At 63.1% G+C, this 16,509-nt stretch carries 14 protein-coding genes; 3 read left to right on the top strand and 11 right to left on the bottom strand.

The window, feature by feature from the left end:
- The first annotated feature begins 17 nt into the window (after positions 1-17).
- Together RTP54_RS18130 and RTP54_RS18125 are read left to right on the top strand one after the other, a co-directional pair.
- The gene (locus RTP54_RS18130) at positions 18-1,559 is read left to right on the top strand and encodes a DegQ family serine endoprotease (RefSeq protein ID WP_312364787.1); all 1,542 of its coding nucleotides are present in this window, start codon (positions 18-20) and stop codon (positions 1,557-1,559) included.
- Between the two features lie 379 nt (positions 1,560-1,938).
- Positions 1,939-2,385, top strand: a complete 447-nt coding sequence (locus tag RTP54_RS18125) for a GNAT family N-acetyltransferase (RefSeq protein WP_312364785.1) — start codon at positions 1,939-1,941, stop codon at positions 2,383-2,385.
- 124 nt (positions 2,386-2,509) lie between these two features.
- Here the strand turns inward: RTP54_RS18125 and RTP54_RS18120 are convergent, their stop codons facing one another.
- The 3 genes from RTP54_RS18120 to RTP54_RS18110 all read right to left on the bottom strand — a co-directional run bounded on the left by RTP54_RS18120 (position 2,510) and on the right by RTP54_RS18110 (position 5,513).
- Positions 2,510-2,728 (bottom strand): hypothetical protein, encoded by a 219-nt coding sequence (locus RTP54_RS18120; protein ID WP_112806154.1) that lies wholly within the window; start codon positions 2,726-2,728, stop codon positions 2,510-2,512.
- A gap of 32 nt (positions 2,729-2,760) precedes the next feature.
- Entirely contained in the window at positions 2,761-4,698 is a 1,938-nt protein-coding gene (locus tag RTP54_RS18115) for a hypothetical protein (RefSeq protein ID WP_312364781.1), read from the bottom strand.
- Positions 4,699-5,177: 479 nt separating this feature from the next.
- Positions 5,178-5,513, bottom strand: a complete 336-nt coding sequence (locus tag RTP54_RS18110; protein ID WP_312364779.1) for a hypothetical protein — start codon at positions 5,511-5,513, stop codon at positions 5,178-5,180.
- A 225-nt stretch (positions 5,514-5,738) separates the two neighbouring features.
- On the opposite strand from RTP54_RS18110, the gene RTP54_RS18105 reads away from it, so the two are divergent.
- Entirely contained in the window at positions 5,739-6,176 is a 438-nt protein-coding gene (locus RTP54_RS18105; protein ID WP_312364777.1) for a hypothetical protein, read from the top strand.
- A 102-nt stretch (positions 6,177-6,278) separates the two neighbouring features.
- Here the strand turns inward: RTP54_RS18105 and RTP54_RS18100 are convergent, their stop codons facing one another.
- The 8 genes from RTP54_RS18100 to RTP54_RS18065 all read right to left on the bottom strand — a co-directional run bounded on the left by RTP54_RS18100 (position 6,279) and on the right by RTP54_RS18065 (position 16,329).
- Entirely contained in the window at positions 6,279-7,493 is a 1,215-nt protein-coding gene (locus RTP54_RS18100; RefSeq protein ID WP_312364775.1) for a CoA transferase, read from the bottom strand.
- Positions 7,490-8,545 carry a sn-glycerol-3-phosphate ABC transporter ATP-binding protein UgpC gene (locus RTP54_RS18095; protein ID WP_312364773.1) on the bottom strand — a complete coding sequence of 352 codons (1,056 nt, stop codon included), beginning with the start codon at positions 8,543-8,545 and terminating at the stop codon, positions 7,490-7,492. The genes RTP54_RS18100 and RTP54_RS18095 overlap by 4 nt, the downstream gene beginning before the upstream one ends.
- An 89-nt stretch (positions 8,546-8,634) precedes the next feature.
- Entirely contained in the window at positions 8,635-10,743 is a 2,109-nt protein-coding gene (locus RTP54_RS18090; RefSeq protein WP_312364771.1) for an ADP-ribosylglycohydrolase family protein, read from the bottom strand.
- A 17-nt stretch (positions 10,744-10,760) separates the two neighbouring features.
- Positions 10,761-11,945, bottom strand: a complete 1,185-nt coding sequence (locus RTP54_RS18085) for an ADP-ribosylglycohydrolase family protein (protein ID WP_312364770.1) — start codon at positions 11,943-11,945, stop codon at positions 10,761-10,763.
- Complete coding sequence (locus RTP54_RS18080) at positions 11,932-13,356, bottom strand: extracellular solute-binding protein (protein ID WP_312364768.1); 1,425 nt, start codon at positions 13,354-13,356, stop codon at positions 11,932-11,934. Before RTP54_RS18080 ends, RTP54_RS18085 begins: the two co-directional genes overlap by 14 nt.
- Positions 13,357-13,405: 49 nt before the next feature.
- On the bottom strand, positions 13,406-14,302 hold the full coding sequence (locus tag RTP54_RS18075) for a carbohydrate ABC transporter permease (protein ID WP_112806164.1): 897 nt from the start codon (positions 14,300-14,302) through the stop codon (positions 13,406-13,408).
- Complete coding sequence (locus RTP54_RS18070; RefSeq protein WP_112806166.1) at positions 14,302-15,279, bottom strand: ABC transporter permease; 978 nt, start codon at positions 15,277-15,279, stop codon at positions 14,302-14,304. The genes RTP54_RS18075 and RTP54_RS18070 overlap by 1 nt, the downstream gene beginning before the upstream one ends.
- 3 nt (positions 15,280-15,282) lie before the next feature.
- Positions 15,283-16,329, bottom strand: coding sequence for a LacI family DNA-binding transcriptional regulator (locus RTP54_RS18065; RefSeq protein ID WP_112806168.1), 1,047 nt, complete (start codon positions 16,327-16,329; stop codon positions 15,283-15,285).
- Between the last annotated feature and the right edge of the window lie 180 nt (positions 16,330-16,509).

Below are 16,509 nucleotides of genomic sequence, written 5' to 3'. Positions count from 1 at the left end.
CAGAAAGGAACGACGTCATGTCGAGCATTCTTCGCAAGCACCGCGTGGCCGCACTTCTTGGCGCGGCCTTAATCGCAGCCCCGATCGCCCTCACGATCGTCGTGGGCGGCCAGACGGCCCAGGCTGCATCGCCGCCCCTGCCAGGCATTGCCGGCCCGGTCGCGCCCGGCGGCTCGTTCGCGCCGATCGTGTCAGCGGACAAGCCCGCCGTCGTGACGATCATGACGACGATGAAGGCCGAGACCGTCAGTTCGGACCAGACGTCGCCCTTCGGCGGCGATAGCCCGTTCGACCAGCAGTTCCGGCAGTTCTTCGGCGATCGCGGATCCCCGCTGCCTGGCGGCGGCCGGCAACAGCAACAACAACAGCCGCAACAAAAGGCCGAGGCGCTCGGCTCCGGCTTCATCGTCTCGCCCGACGGCTATATCGTCACCAACAACCACGTCATCGACCATGCGCTCGCCATCAAGGTGACACTCGACGATGGCACCGAGGTTCCCGCGACCCTGGTCGGCGCCGACCCGAAGTCTGACCTTGCGGTCATCAAGATCGACGCCCCGCATCCGCTTGCAACTGTTACCTGGGGTGATTCCGCGACGCTTCGCGCCGGCGACCAGATTCTGGCGATCGGCAACCCCTTCGGCATCGGCCCGACGGTGACCGCCGGCATCGTTTCCGCCCGTGGCCGCGATCTCCACAGCGGCCCCTATGACGACTTCATCCAGATCGACGCCCCGATCAATCACGGCAATTCGGGCGGTCCCCTTGTCGACCTCCAAGGACACGTGGTCGGCATCAACACGGCCATCTACTCGCCCAATGGCGGCAGTGTCGGTGTGGGCTTTGCCATCCCGTCGGATCAGGCCCAGACCGTCGTTGCCAAGCTAATCAAGGACGGCGCAATCGAGCACGGTTTCATCGGCGTGCAGATCCAGCCGGTCACCGCTGACGTCGCCGACGCCATCGGCCTTGCCACGGCCAACGGCGCCCTGGTTGCCAATGTCAGCGATGGCGCACCGGCATCGGAAGCCGGCGTGAAGGCAGGCGATGTCATCACCGCGCTTGGCGGCAAGGCGATCAGTTCGCCGAGAGATCTGTCCCGCATGGTCGCCGACCTTGCGCCCGGCGCCAAGGAAAGCCTCACCGTCTGGCGAAGCGGCCAAAGCCAGGACCTGACGATCACCATCGCCGCCAATGCGAGCGACGGCAAGCAGGCGACGGGCGAAACCGGAAGCAAGCCCAATCCCGCCGGCCTGCATGTGCCGACGATCGGTATCGGACTGGGCGACATCACCAAGGCCGTTCGCCAGGCGCTCAACCTGCCGCGTGGCGAGGCCGGTGCGGTCATCGAGAGTGTCGCGCCTGACAAGCCCGCAGCCGATGCCGGCCTGCAGCCCGGCGACATCATCGTCTCGGTCAACCAGAAGCCAGTAAAGTCGGCGGAAGAGACCAGGGCTGCCGTATCGGAAGCCGGTAAATCCGGCCGCAAGTCCGTTCTGCTCCTGGTGCAAAGGCAGGATAGCCAGACTTTCGTTGCCGTGCCCTTCTCCCTCGGTTGACGACAGTGTCTGAAAATGTGCGGTTGGGGACCGGTTCTGGTCCCCAACCAAGCCCGTGCCGTCGGCCGGCGCTGTCGGTCCGTGTCCAAACGCTATTCCGGTACGACCTCAGCCGAACCTATCCCGCCAACGTGTTGCCATCGGCTCCCGAGCATGGCGGAGCTTCAATCAGCACGTTTTAAATGCACGCGACAATATCGTAGAGTTGTTATCCTTCACGGATTGGAATACTGAAGGATTGTCGCCGCGCCGGATCCCGGCGTTACAGTGTGCCAGCCGTTTATGGCGCATTGGCAATGCCACAGTCCTCCAAACATCCTGCGTCATCTGTCCAGACATTGTGATCGTGCAGGAAAAAGACAGCCGAAGCGGAGCTTGGATGCCGGTCATCTTTCAACGCATTCATGAGGACCACGCGTCCCAGGCGGCGAAGATCATTGTCGAAGCCTATCGCGCGCCTCCCTGGAACGAGGCATGGACATTGGACGGAGCGATGGCACGCATGGGCGAGCTGTCAACGACGCCGGGCTGGTTGGGCGTCGGGGCCCTGACGGATGGCGCATTGCTCGGCTTTGCCGTCGGCCTCCCCCATACCTCGGCGACGGGCCGTGGCCTCTACATCCCGGAAATCGCCGTTCATCCCGATCACCAGGGCAAAGGCATTGGCAAGCGGCTGCTCCAGCTGCTCGAGGACGAAGCCCGCGAGGCCGGTTTTTCCGGCGCATGGCTGCTGTCGCAAAGCCGCGGGACGGCTGCGGAATATTACAAGGGAAGCGGCTACCGGCAGGTTTCCAAGCTGAAAGTCTATACCAAGCCGATCCGGTAACCATCGGCATTCGAGCCGGCAGGGCGCACCAGGCGTTGCGGATGCGTCCAACCGGACGTGCGGCTTTCACCGCCGTCCAGTTGGCGACGGCAGGCCGAAGGCACTGCCGTCGCGCGATGGCCGGTCACCCCTCGTAGTGGCCCGACATCGCCGCGTCAGCCGATTTGACCACCACTGCCACATCCGCACCCTTGATCACGTTCTCGCCTTTCGCCCTCCGATCCGCGACGGCCTTCAACCCACCGGACTTCGGCAGATCGAGACGCTCGACGGTGAGGGCACCCAGATCGACGACCCAGAGGTCCTTTTCACCTTCGATACCGATTACAACAACTTTGCTCATGCGCCTTGTTCCCTTTTGTTGGTTGGATCAGTCTAGAATCCTGCCCTCTTCAAGCCTTCGCGGTAGAGGTCCTTGTGCCACTGTTCCTTGCTGGGAACAGCGGCAAGCCATGTGTCCAGATCGAAGTTTGGGTTGGCCTCGCGGACGCGGCGAACGAAGACCCGCGCCTTGTCCTTCTGATCGAGCATCGCCCAATTCGCGGCCGAAAGCCTGTCCGCCAGGCCGGGATCCGCCATCCGCCCGATATAGTCGAGCGAGGCTTCGAACTCGCCGAGTGCATAGTTTGCGCCGGCAGCGGTCCACAGATAGGAGTCCGGGCTCAAGGGATTGAGCTCGATCGCCCGTTCGATCTTGCTGAGCGCCCTGCTCGGAAGCGAGCAATGCACCAGCGTATCGGCATGATCGGCAATGATGTCGGCATGGTGGGGACCGAGTGTCTCCGCGAGTTCCATCGCCTCCGCGCTCTCGTCGAAAGCACCCTGGAGCAGCTTGGCGACGCCGAATTCGCGGTAGCCGTCGGCCAGGTTGCGATGCGCATCGATCGCGCGCATCGCGAAGGTCTCGGCCGATTTCAACAGATCGAGATCGCCGCGCGCCGTCAGCAACCATTCCTTGGAGTAGGTTCTGGCAATCGAGCTGAGCGCCGGCGCAAAATCGGCGCTCGCATGCAGGGCGGTTTTCATCTCCTTGCGCGCGCGCCTGAGGTCCGGCAATGTCAGCCGGCTCAGGTGGCGTCGGCCGACGAGATAGCTGTGGTAGGCTGCCGGATTGAGTTCGCGATAAAGGCGCGCCGCCTCATGTCGCTCGATCTCGCTTGAAACCGACAGCGCGATGTTGCGGGCAATGACCCGCCGGGTTGCGACGAGATCGGCATGGCTGAGGCTGAACCGTTCCGCCCAGACGATCTCGTTGTCGGGAAAAAAGATAAGCTGGACGAACAACGTCCCGTCGCTGGCCTGACTGCTGATGCGACTGTCGAGTATGTAGTTCAGCGAAAAACGTTCGAAGAAGTCGGCCTGAGCGTCGAGTTGATAACCGATGCGCACGGCGGAATGATGCGCGATCACCTGCAGGCTATTGAAGGCGCAAAACCCGATCGTGATGTCCTCGATCAGGGCGTTTGCGATGAAGCGACTGTCGGGACGGCCGGTGTGGTCGGTCGGTGGCAGCAGCACCAGGCGTGGAACGGCGTGCAGGCTTGTCTCTTCGCCTCGAGCGGGCTGGCTCGGTTCGAAGGTGGCTGCAGGCGATGGGGGCAGCGGCTGGCCCGGGGATGTCTGCCTTGCCAGCGCATGGACGAAATCGGCACCGCGGGCGAGCGCATGGCTTCGCTTCTCGATCACGCGCCTGAGATGATCGACCTCCTCCTCGGCGTCGAAGACTTCGACGAGCAATTGCAGCGTTTCCGGGTCGGCCCGTTCCGACCCGATGAGCAGGATCCCCGCATCCTTCAGAATATCCGTGTCCGCCTGCGCGTGCGCCCCGCGCGACGCCTTTTTCAGGAGATCCTTGAGCAGAGCGTTCTGACGGTCCTTCTGTTCCGCAAACCATCCGTAAAAATCGCGACTTTGACAGCCGACTGCACCGAGGAAGGCCCGGTGCATCAGCGTCGTCAGATTGCGAAGCCGGCTTAAAGGCTCGCCCTCGTCATCGTCGCCGATCCAGGCCATATCCGAAGACAGCGAGGCTCGATCGACTGCGACCATGTCGCCGGGAAAGGACAGCAGTTGCGCCCCGAGCTCGTCCTGGCGTGCCTTTATCCTCGAAATCATCTTGCGCAGGTTGACGAGGGAAACGCCGCTATCCTCATCGCCCCACAAGAACGCGGCGATTGCGGTCCTGTATTCGGTTCCCTCCCTGGCCGTCAGCAAGTAGGCCAGAAGCAACAGGCCTTTTTCTGGATAAGCGACCTGCCGCCCGGAGGGATCGACAAGCTTCAGTCCACCAAAGGTTTGCAACAAGAAAGCCATTTGCACCTTTTAGGCGGAACCGCACTGACGATCGGCGTTCCCGCGTCGAAAAAAACAACGGCAGTGTCGTGACCTTGCGGCCTGTCTTCAGGAGAGCATTTGGAAATGTGATTGCGCTAAGAGTTTGTATCAATGCTCTTCACAATTCAACCGGGAATCTACCTCGAAAGTTGTATCGGCGCGCAGATAATCTTTCGGATTAATCCGCGCACCGCCTGATTATGCGCTTCAGGATTGTATTTGTATTTTATCCAGTCCCAGAAAGGACTGAACGATACTCTAGGGAGATCCCGCGGACACCACGCAAAGAGCACCGCTCGGCCTTGTTTCCGCTGACATTCGGACGCCGTGACGGAAGTCGCTGCGCGTTTGAAGCGCCGCATTTCAGCTGGAGAAACACACAAGACCACTCTCATTCGAATGGGCAGGTACGACGTGCCGCAGGCACGGCCCCTGGTCACGGGCAGGTCGGCCCGAAGTTACGCCTGTCGATCGCCCGCGGCGGCATCCGGCCGCACGGATGAGGCGTCCTGGTGTTGCGTACCAGGCTCGCTTTCAAGCGCACCGGCTTCCTGTCGTGCCCAGTCTTGTGCACGATCCATCAACGCGCGCATTTCGCCATTGAGGGCATGGCAGCGCAGGATGGCTTCGGCATAGGCGGCATTGGTGCGTGGATCATAAAAGCGACCGATATCCTCGCCGGTGGCACGGCGCGCCTGCTCCAGCAACGTCCTGAGCTCCGCACGTTCGGCCTTGGCGCCGAAGTATCGCCGCATCACCTCAATGAGTTCGCGATCGCGCGCTTTCGTCTTCATGAATGCCTCCGTCTCACCAAATCGTGACTGGCCCGACAAGATGTCAAAATCGCGGTCCGCGATCCGAAGCGGGCATGTTGTCTGTGGACGAGGTGCCGGAAGCATCGGCCAGGGTCCGATGGCGAACCGTCATCGTGATTGGACTTCGGGCGCGTCTGGAGTCACGCTTTCATGCAGGGAAAGTTGGGCTGGCGCAGAGCATCTATCGTCCTAATGGAGGCGACAATGAAGCACCATACACGCGAGCAGCTACAGGTCTTTGCGCAAGTCGAGCCGGACTACCGGCCTCAGGCCCTGTCTCGCCAAGAACGCCTCGCGCGTTGGGCGGAACTGCTCGACCAAAGCCACAATCGGCATCTGGCGACGCTCTACGAGACGGAACACCAGCCAACAGCGCTGCGCAACACCTTGCGCAGCGACGGCTCGCCGATCTCGGTGGCATTCGACGACCCGATGCTGCGCGCCGCGGGCATGAAGGACGATACCTATGGCGAGGCGCTCCGCTTTTTCGGACTGCGTCACTGGCAGCTGCACGACGTGATCTGCTACTGCCATTTTGGCGCCACCGTGAATGCCGAGACGGCAGCGACCCTCGTCCGCTCCATCATGAGCGGGGAACGCAGCGGCCTGATGGCGCGCCTGCGCGCACTGTTCTTCGGCTGATAACGGTTTTAACGCCGCACGGGTGCGAAGAGGGGCTGCCGGCGTGCCGCCCGCAACACCGTAACCGGCGATGCCGGATCGCCTATGCGTGAGAGAGCCGGCCTAACGACCGGCCCCGGCGATTGCTGCGACCGTCGCGTCGCCAAGGCCGACCTCGGCCAGCACCTCGGCCGTATGCTCCCCGAGCGCCGGTGCGGGGCGCCGGAAGCGGCCTGGTGTTTCGGACAGGCGCGGAACGATATTGTGCATCGGCAGCGCACCGTGTTCCGCATCGTCCAGCGACACGATCACCTCGCGTTCGGAAAAATGCGCGTCCTCGCTGGCGTCAGCGATGTTGTAGATCGGCCCAACCGTCGCGCCGCTGTCGCGCATGATGGCAAGCGCCTCGTCGTGGGAGCGGACGGCAAACCAGGCACCGATCGCCTCATCGACCAGGTGACGATGCTTGAGACGCTCGCTGTTGGAGCGGAAGCGCGGGTCCTCGTTCATGTCGGCGCGGCCGATGATCTCGAATATCCGCCGGGCGACGGCCGGCGTCGATCCGGAAAGCGCGACATATTTGCCGTCGACACAGCGGTAGACATTGCGCGGGCACGCCGTATTGGAGGCGCTGCCGATGCGTTCCTTGACCGTGCCGTTAAGTGCGTAGATCGCAGCCTCCGGACCGAGCACGGAAAAGATCGGCTCCAGCAGCGACAGGTCGATGACCTGTCCGCGCGCCCGGCCCTTCTCGCGGGCAAAAAGCGCCGTCATCGTCGCTGACATACCGTAGATCCCGGCGATCATGTCGGCGAGCGCCAAGGGCGGCAGCACCGGTTCGCGGTCAGCAAAGCCGGTGCGGTAGGCATAGCCGCTCATGCCCTCGACGATGGTGCCGAAGCCCGGAAATTCGGCATACGGGCCGGTCTGGCCGAAGCCGGAGACGCGCACGACGACGAGATCGGGGTTGTGCGCCATCAACGCGTCCGGGCCGAAGCCCATCTGCTCCAGCGTTCCCGGGCGGAAATTCTCGATAAAGACGTCGGCGCTTGCAATCAGCGCCCAGAGCGCCTCGCGGTCAGCATCCTCGCGCAGGTTGAGCACGACCGAGCGCTTGTTGCGGCCATAGGTCTTCCAGAACAGCGACAGGCCCTCATCCTTCCATTCGCGCAAGGGATCGCCGGCCGGCGGTTCGATCTTGATGACGTCGGCGCCGAAATCGGCAAGCTGCAGCGACAGCATGTTGCCAGCAACCAGGCGCGACAGGTCAAGCACCCTGATCCCCTGGAGCGGCCCTTCGGCCTCGGGATCCCAGTGCATTCTCGCGAAATCGTTCATTGGATGCGCCCGCCCGTCTTGTCATCGAACAAAAGTACGTTGGCCGTGTCGAAGCCGATCGTCACCTTCGCGCCTGACTGCAAAAGGGCGCTTTCGCCAAGGACCATGGTGATGTCGGTGGTTTCGATCCGAAGCATCACGTCCTGCGCGTCGCCTGTGGGCTCGACCAGCATGACCTCGGCGGCGATGCCGCTGTCGGCAAGATGGATATGCTGCGGGCGAATGCCGTAGACGAGCTTGCGGCCGCCGGCGAGACCATGACCCGGCGGCAAGGGCAGCCGGGCGCCATCGGCAAGCTTCAGCGCCTGGCCGTCGACCTCGCCACGCAGAAGGTTGATTTCGGGCGAACCGATGAAGCTGGCGACGAACAGGTTCTGCGGGTTCTTGTAGAGCTCCAGCGGCGGTCCCATCTGCTCGATCTTGCCGCCGTTCAGAACCACGATCTTGTCGGCCATGGTCATGGCTTCCGTCTGGTCGTGGGTGACGTAGATCGTTGTCTTGCCCAGGCGCTGGTGTAGCTTCTTGATCTCGCCGCGCATCTTCACCCGAAGCTTGGCGTCGAGGTTGGAAAGCGGCTCGTCGAAGAGAAAGGCGCGCGGATCGCGCACGATCGCCCGGCCCATGGCCACGCGCTGGCGCTGGCCGCCCGACAATTCGCGCGGGAGCCGTTCGAGCAGATGCCCAAGCCCGAGAATGTCGGCGGCCTCATCGACGCGCCGCTTGATCTCGCCTTTCGGCACGCCGGCAAGCTTCAGCGCGAAGCTCATATTGTCGGCGACCTTCATGTGCGGATAGAGCGCGTAGCTCTGGAACACCATGGCCAGGTCGCGCTCCTTGGCCGGCATGTCGTTGACGATGCGGCCGCCGATGGTGATCTCGCCGGCGCTGATGTCCTCAAGCCCTGCGATCATCCGCAGCAAGGTCGACTTGCCGCAACCGGACGGGCCGACCAGGACGACGAATTCGCCGCTGCCCATGTCGAGCGAAATATCGTCGAGTACCGACAGGCTGCCGTAGCTCTTGCCCACATTCCTGAGTTCGATCTCGGACATGGTCTCTCCTCCCACTTGATACGCAGATGCGTTTCCTGGTCCCTCCCACCGGCCCGTTTTCATGGACCGGCGGGCAGGATCAAGATCGCTCAGGCGGCTTCGACAATCTCGATCGTTCCGACGCTCATGCGACCGAGCGCACCCAAGCGGAGGCCGGCCATGCCGTAGACGAACTGGCCGTCGCGCGCCTCGATCAGCGGCTTGCCGTCAATCGCGAAGGACAGCGCATCGCCCTTGAGGGTGAACGCGAAACCGTAGCTCTTACCCAGTTCGCGCTTGAACGGGGCGCGCGCGAGAACGGTGGTGCCGAAATCCTCCTTGAGGATGACCACGTCGTCGCCGTCAAAACCGGCGGCATAGAACCGGCTGGTGCCCTGCGCGCGGGCGGTGACCAGCTGCGAGGCTCCGGCGAGCGGCTTGATATCGGCAAGCACCTCGACGTCGCGGGCGTAGTAGTGGCCCGTCCACATATCGGCGTCGCTGGCGGTATGGGCATGGATGCGGCCATCTTGCAGGCTCCAGTGACCGCGATTCCAGGTAAAGCGCGAGATAGCGCCCCACTCCTGCACTTCGCCCTTGGGATCGATGACCGTGTGGCCAGCGCCCTCGACCTTGAAATCGGCGAGGAACAGGCGGCCGAGGAATTTCAACCGACCGAAATACTCGACCTGGATGCCGATCTCGTCGATCGCTTCGGCACCTTCAGGCACGGTGAAGGAATAGTCCTGCCAGCCTTCATGGTTGGGCACGTGCCAGGCGCCGGTCTCCTCGATCGCACCGGTGATGGCGCGGCGGATGTAGGGCGCGACGCGCAGGTTGCCGTCGCCGTTCCACGGATCGAGCCACAGCTTGAACGATACCGTCTGGCCGGCGTCGACCAGCGGCGAGAACATCGGCCGGTAGCGCTCGTCGTCGAAATCGGAGCGGCGATAGAACGGCTTCCAGAAGATGCGTCCACCCTGGCCGCGCTCGAGCCGGTCGAGCTGGATTTCGAGCGAACCGCGCGAACCTTCGGCCTGTCTCTCGGTCGAGCCCTTGAGGCTGATCTGGTTGAAGCCTTCGGTGCGGAAACCGTGGGTCGATCCGGGCAGATCGAAGTCGAAGCGGACGCCACGACGGGTGAAATCTTCCAACCAAAGAGCCGGCACGTCGTCACCACGCAGTTGCAGCGCCAGCACCGTGAGTTCGCGGGCAAAGGACGGGATGTCGACGATGTTGATCGAGCCGACGACGCCGGAGGCGACGATGAAATCGTTGATCGGCTTTCTGTACTTGTCCCAGCCGGGCTGAAGACCCTGGAAGGTGCCGACGATGGCGCCGGCATTGCCGGCGTTGCAGTCCGTGTCCCAGCCGGCCATGGTGGCGATCTCGGCTGTGCGCGGCAGGTCGCCTTCGCCATAGAGGATCGCCATGACGGTGACGCCGGCATTCGGGATGATGTGGCAGACGCCCGGATAGCGGTCATAGCCCCAATCGGCCGTCAGCATGTCGCGGCAGGCGCGCCAGTTGCCGGGATTGGCCTTGTGGAAGTCGATCACCGCCTGCGCCACGCGGGCATAGGTGGATTTCGCGTCGATGGTCGCCATGGCGGCGGCGATCACCTCGGCGATCGAGGTCGCGTCGAAAGCCTTGGCGATGGCGGCCGCGCAGAAGCGCGCTCCGTTCAGGCCGTCGCCGTCATGGGCAACACTTGCAGCACGTGCCGATGCGTCGGCTGCCTTTTGCGGCTCGCCCGGATGCACCCAGCCCCAGCTGTCGATGAAGATCTGCCCGCCGATCTGCTCGGCGACGGTCGCGCCGTTCTGGGCAATCGACCCGGACTGCGGTGCTGGAATGCCGGCGCGCAGGTTGCGGTAGGCGGTGTGCTCGGTCGAAACGCCAAAGCCGCCCCACCAGTACATGCCATGCTCTTCGGCGGCATAGTTCACCCAGGTCTTGCCGACATCGGCAGCGCTTGCCTTCAGACCGTAGTCGCGCAGCGCGCGAATGAAGTAGACCGGGCCGTTGGTGTCGTCGTCAGCGGCGAAATTCTTGAAGTCCCGCAGATACTGGGTGACTTCGCCATAGGTCTTCTGGACGCGCTCATAGCTCCAGATCGTCGGTTCGACCGGGGCCCCCAGGCGAACGCCAATGGCCTTGCCGATGAAACCGGCATAGATCTTCTCGTAAATCGTCTCTTTGCTGAGCTTGGGCATCATGCGTCTTTCGTTATCAATCAGAATGTGAGGGCGGCGCGGAAGCTGGCCCGCTTGGCGGCTGCCGCCTGGTCGGCGGCAAGCATGGTCGTTGCCACCGCGGTAAAGCGGTCGGCCGAGGCAGTAAGGTCGAGCCGGTTTGCCCGGTCGAGCAGGGAGCGGTCGGCGGCGTCGATGACGCTTTCGCCGTGCATCGCACCGAGGATCGCACCGGCCATGACGCCGATGGAATCCGTGTCGCGGCCGGAATTGATGCCGTCTTCGATCGAGCGGCGGAAATCGCCGTCGTTGAACAGGCAGAACCCGAGCGCGAGCGGCAGTTCCTCGATCGAGCCGAGGCGGCTCGGCTGATAGGCGGCCGTCAGGCGACCTGCCTTGGCGGGTGTGTGGTTGACGTCATCGCCCATGGGAGAATAGGGCGCGATCGCCGCATGGAAGGCGGAGACAACCGTCGTGTGGTCAGCACCCTGCGCCTTGAGCCGGCGGGCGACGTCGGCGATGTCGGCAATGGCGTTGCGCGTCCCGTCCTTGGCCAGCGCCAGAACGGCCGCGATCACGCCTTCGATATCAATGCCCGGCGTGAAGGCCGCGGCAACCGCAGCGGCAAACACGCCGGCGGCCTCGAGCCCGAAGCTTTCCTGGTGGCCGGAAGCAAACGCGATCGCCTCGTCGTAAGCCGCCTTCGGATCGCAGGCATTGACGACGCCGATCGGCGCCACATACATCGCGGCACCACAATTGACCATGTTGCCGATGCCACCCTGACGCGGGTCGCACGAGGTCAGCTGGTGGCGCTGGAAGATCCATTTTTCCGGATAGAACAGCCGCTCGATCAGCAACGCTTCGCGCTGCAGTTCCGGCACGTAGCGCGGCACCCATGCGATCTGCCTGACCATGCCGTCGGCCATGTCCCAGGCGTCGAGATGTCGACTTACGTCACCGTAGATATCCATCAGGCAGAGCGTCATCAACGTGTCGTCGGTGACGATGCCGTTGCCGCGCACCCGGCCGTTGCGCGCCGTGGCATCGAGCGACATCTTGTGCCACTCGGTGTCCAGCGAGCTGACCCGGCCATATCGCTGCGCGATTTCGGCGGCCGGCAGTTTTTCGACCGGCGCCCCCATGGCGTCGCCGAGTGCGACGCCATGGATGAGCGCGCGGACTCTCCCCTTCAGAGAGAGCCCTTGAACGCTACTTTTCTGCATCGAGAACAGTCCTTGCATACTCGTTGAGACGTTTGCCGCCGGCCGCTTCCCACTCCGCGACATACTGGTCCCACTGATCCATCTTGGCGGCGCCGGAGATGAACTTGTAGACCCAGGAGCGGTAGACGTTTTCGGTGGCGTCGAGATCGGCGGCGTAGTCGGCCGGCCAGACGAAGGTGTTGTCCGGCTTGAAGTCCTTCTGGATCGTCGCCAGCGACTGCTGGGCCGCTTGCGACTGCCAGACGACGGGCGGGGTCCAGTTGGCCGCCACCATGAAGCGGGCATACCAGGTGGCGATCTTGTCGGTGACCTTATAGGCGTCACCGTCCTTGGTGTATTCCTGGCCCTCGAAGCCGAGGCGGTCGAACATCTGGCCTTCCGGGCTTGCCATGAAGTCGAGCAGCTTCATCACCTCGGCCTTGTGTTCCGACACGGATGAGATCGCAAAGCCACGCGATTCCTTAGAAACATCGACGGCCGAGAGCCCCTGGCCGCCCGGTCCCTTCGGCGGCGGCAACAGCACGAGTTCCGTGCCCGGATGAACCTGACGCATCTTGCCGCCATAGATGTCGATGACCTCGCCGGAGGAGCCGAAAATCACCCCGGCACGGCCGGTGTAGAACTTGTCTTCCTTCACATCGAACTTGGTGGTGATGTATTCGGGATCGTAGAGGCCCTGTTCGCGCAGCGATGCGTAGAAGGCGATCTTGTCCTTCTCCTGCGACGTGACGCGGGCATGCACCCACTCGCCGCCGGCGTTCTTCATCCAGCTGCCGGTAATGCCGAAAGCCTGGTTGAAGATGGAATCGAGCTCGTTGGTGTTGTCGGCCGTGGTCACGCCATAGCTGTCGGCGACGCCGTTGCCGTCGAGATCGCCATCCTTGATCGCCTTGAACAGGGTGACATAGTCTTCGACGGTTTCAGGCGCCTTGAGGCCGGTCTTTTCCAGCCAGTCCTTGCGGATCACCGGCTGGGGGCCGCGCACCGGATAGACGTAGAGCAGATAGGGATAGTTCTTCAGGCGCTCGACATTGTGCGGCCACAGCGCGTCCTTCAGATATTTGGTGTCGGCCAGCATCGGGCCGAGGTCTTCAAGCACGCCCTGCTCGACCATCTTGGCGTCGCCGCCCTGGAAATAGATCAGGTCCGGGATATCGCCCGACAGCAGCATGACCGACAGCTTGTCGGCGTAACCGGAAGACGGCAGGTCGACGAGTTCGATGTCGAGATCGGTGCCCTGCGCCCGGAGCGCTTCCTCAATGCGCTGCAGGTGCTTGACGTCGTCGGGGTTGGACGGGGTGAAGTCCTTGGAGACCACCCGGATCTTGACCGGCTCGGCCATCGTCGGGGCAGTGGCAGCAAGGCTGAGCGCTAGCGCAGTCGATGCCAGCAGGACCATTTTTCTAAGCATTTCGTCTCCTCCGTTTAGATAGGCTTCTTTGTTGGAACGCGTGTCGTCGTCACCCCTTGAGCGCGCCGCTCATGGTTCCCTTGGTGAAGAATTTCAGGATCAGCGGATAGATCGCCAGGATCGGCACGATGGTGAGCAGGATCATGCCGGCCTTCAGCGACCGCAGGTCGATCTGGCTGGCGCCGGTGTTGTTGCTGGCGCTGTTTGCGCCGACGATCGCGACCTTGTCGCCATCGATGACGAACTGGCGCAACACCACCTGCAACGGCCATTTGCCCTGGTCGTTCAGGTAGATCATCGCGCGGAAGAACTCGTTCCAGTGAAAGACGAGGTAGAACAGCGAGATGGTCGCGAGCGCCGGCTTGGCGAGCGGAAGGACCAGATGCCAGAACACCTGGAACGGGTTGGCGCCATCGAGTTCCGCGGCCTCCAGCAGTTCCTTCGGGATCTCCTCGAAGAACCGGATGAGGATGATCAGGTACCAGGCATTGACCGCCTTGAAGAGGATCACCGACCAGTAGCTGTCGAGAAGGCCGAGCCGCTTGTTGACGAAATAGTCGGGGATGATGCCCGGCTCGAAGACGATGGTGACGAGCACGAGGATGAACAGCGCCTTGCGGCCCGGCAGGCCGGGCCTGGAAAGACCCCAGGCCATCAGGGCCGTGCCGACGACGCCGATCACGGTGCTGACGGCGGTGATGAAGATCGAGTTGAAGATGCCACGCTGAACATTGGGATGCTGCAGCAGAACGCTCCAGACCTCGAAGGACAGGCCTCTCGGTATGATCGTCAGCCCGCTCATGCCCGGCACCTTTGCCGGCTCCGACAGCGAGACGGCGAGCAGGTTGAGGATCGGCTGGACCGTGACGACGACGAGCAGCAGCAGCGTCGAGACAATGATCGCATATTCGATGCGTTCGATCGGGGTCTTGCGCGACAGGGCCATTACCAGACTCCCTTTCCGGTCAGACGCTTGGAGACGAAATGGGCGATCACGATCATCATCGTGCCGAGCACGGCCTTGAAGAGGCCGGCGGCCGTTGCCAGCGAGTATTCGCCGGTCTGCAGCCCGATGCGGTAGACATAGGTGTCAACGATATCGATCTTGCTGCGCACCACGTCGTTGGACAGGTTGATCACCTGGTTGAGGTCGGCGTTGAGGAACATGCCGGCATTGAGGATGAACAGCGTCGCGATCGTCGGCACGATGCCCGGCAGCGTGACGTGGCGGATCTTCTGCCAGCGGTTGGCGCCATCGATTTCGGCGGCATCGTAAAGCTGCTGGTCGATGGCGATGATGGCCGCCAGATAGAGCAGGCTGTCCCAGCCGGCCGAACGCCAGATTTCGGTGAAGACCAGCACCCAGCGGATGGCGCCGGTGTCGGTCATGAACGAGCGCGGCGCGATGCCGGCCATGCCCATGAGATTGTTGACGGCGCCATCGGTCGGCGACAGTGCGGCAATGAAGATGCCGGCAATCACCACCCATGACAGAAAATGCGGCAGATAGATCGCCGACTGGATGAACTTGCGCAACGATCCGCCGCGCACCTCGTTCAGGAGCAGCGCGACGATGATCGGCACCGGCAGGAAGAACACCATCTTCATCGCCGAGATGATCAGGGTGTTGGCGAGCACTTGCCAGAACACCGGCGAGGAGAACAGCACCTGGAAATGCTTGATGCCAACCCAGATGTTGGGCGGCACGATGCGGACCTGTTCGAAGGCGATGCGCGCCTCCCAGATCGGCAGGTAATGGAAGATCAGAAAGAACAGGATGCCCGGCGCCATCATGACGTAATAGGGCCACCAGCGCCGCCAGCCTTCGGCGGCGACCGCCACGCGGCCATGCTTGCGGCGCGCGCTCGATTTGGGAACGTTCCCAAATTTAGGCGCCATCACCGCCTCGTCACGATTGGTCATTGCTTACCCCCTCCCGGAGCTTGCTGCGCGTCTGGGCTGGTCGAGCGACAGATCGGCCAATGAGCCGCGCTCGATCAGCCGGCATGGCATGAACACCCGGCCATGCTCGGGCCGGCCGGCAATTTCGTCGAACAGGCAATCGACGGCGCGTACGCCGATCTCGCGCCCGGGCTTGGCGACCGTCGTCAGTCCCGGCCAGGAAAATGCGCCGGCCGGAATGCCGTCGAAGCCGAGGATCGAGACGTCTTCCGGGCAGCGCAGACCTGCTTCGCGCACGGCCACCATCGCGCCGAGCGCCATCAGATCGTTGGCAGCGAAAACGGCGAGGTGACCGACACGGTCGCGTTCAAGCAGTCGCATCATCGCCGTGCGCCCGCCCTCGACGGTGTATTCGCCATCTTCCATCGGCAGCGCCGCCGGGTCGATGTCGCGCTCGACGCAATGCTCATGGAACGTCCGCAGGAAGCGGGCGCGCGCAATACGCGACTTCGGCCCGAGGATCAGCGCCGGCGCGTGATGGCCCTTGGAGACCAAATGGTCCATGCCGAGCCTGACCGCCTGGGCAATATCGGAGCCGACGCTGGAATTGGCGGGAAAGCGCTCGGCACTCGAGCCGATCAAGACGAAGGGCAGGCCGAACCGGTCGAGATCGTCGAAGCTGTCGGCGACGGGATTGATGATCGCGCCATCGACCCGCGCCTGCCGAAGCGCACGCAGGTGGCTGGCCTCGCGGCCATGATCCCAATCGGACGAGAAAACCAGAAGCGAGGTACCGTTTTCGGCAGCGCGATCCTGCGCGCCGCGCGCCACCTCGGCCCAGAACGGGTTGGTAATGTCGGGAATGACGAGACCGAGCAGGCCGGTGCGGCCGGACCGCATCCCGACGGCCAGGTCATTGCGCTCATAGCCGACGGCACGGGCGGCCTCGAGCACGCGCTCGCGGGCTTCGTCCGTAATGTTGGACGCGCCGGAGAGCGCCCGGCCGGCGGTGCTCTTCGACACCCCCGCCTTGCGCGCCACGTCAATGATCGTCGGCCGCCTCCGCTGCATTCAGACACGCCCTCCCATGGCATGAGTTCGTGGGAACGTTACCACGGAGATTTTGAGTCCGCAAGTCCACCGATTTCCGAGGTGGTTTTGCCAGTGATGACGCGGGATAAAAAAGAAAAAGGCCACCGTGGAACCGGCGGCCTCAAATTGAGAGATATGACCTCCACACACGGTGAGAGG

This window comes from Ensifer sp., from assembly GCF_031989085.1.
GTDB lineage: Bacteria > Pseudomonadota > Alphaproteobacteria > Rhizobiales > Rhizobiaceae > Ensifer.
This window is presented reverse-complemented; position numbering and strand designations above follow the sequence as displayed.